This is a genomic window from Bartonella sp. AA23NXGY (assembly GCF_042197165.1).
Lineage (GTDB): Bacteria > Pseudomonadota > Alphaproteobacteria > Rhizobiales > Rhizobiaceae > Bartonella.
In genome coordinates this window covers 1-767 of sequence record NZ_JBHIRO010000094.1, presented here as the reverse complement: position 1 = coordinate 767, position 767 = coordinate 1, and the positions used below count along the sequence as shown (strand labels likewise).

At 35.5% G+C, this 767-nt stretch carries 2 protein-coding genes; both read right to left on the bottom strand.

Annotated features, from left to right (window positions below):
• Positions 1 to 350 (bottom strand): recombinase RecT (locus tag ACFINY_RS09830; RefSeq protein WP_375701077.1); only part of this gene is annotated, 350 nt, incomplete at its 3' end.
• 72 nt (positions 351 to 422) lie between these two features.
• A partial coding sequence (locus ACFINY_RS09825) for a hypothetical protein (protein ID WP_375701076.1) occupies positions 423 to 767 on the bottom strand: 345 nt, incomplete at its 5' end.

Genomic DNA, 767 nt, shown 5'->3' with positions numbered 1-767 from the left:
CCTTTGAGACGAATAGCACATTTGATAGCAATGATATTCCCATCATCATTGAGTTGATCTTGAAAGGTCATGCCATCAAAGTCAGGATTTGATTTGATGATCTTTATCCAACCGTCGATAGAAACAACGGGTATGATGCCGCCGCCTTTTTTAGGGAGTGCATAGATTTCTTTTGTTAAAGGGTTAAGTCCATAAGTATTGGCAACAAAAAGAAAAACGGCAAATTCTGCATCAGTGATGACATTAGCATTTTTATCTCCAATACAAGTTTTTATGATTGTGGTTCGAAATTCTTCAGCAGAAAATCCATATTTTTCTGCCATTTCGTTTAAAAAAGTAGAATTTTTCATCTTGATTTCCTACATTGCGCGCAATTCACCCGTGGTGTGAATCACGCTGGTGTTAAAAGTTGGTTTGTGTTGCTAGAAAGGAATGTCGTCTTTTGTTGAAGAGTCGCCGTTCTGGGCGGTCATAGTTTGTTTACAATCTTCTGAATTATCATAAATTTTTACATTGCCATAAATTCTTGAATCGGCATAAATAATCACATTTCCATAAATTTGTGTGTGTCCAAAAATATGTCCATCATATATTTTGACGTTATTATAAATTTTTGCATTGCCAAAAATCTCGGCACAATCACCAATTTGTGCTTTATCATAAACCTTAGCACTATCGTAAATCTTGGCACAACAATACGCCTTGGCATCATTATAAATCCAGCAATCGTCTTTTTGACTTAAATTGTCTTCATACTCTACAAAGCC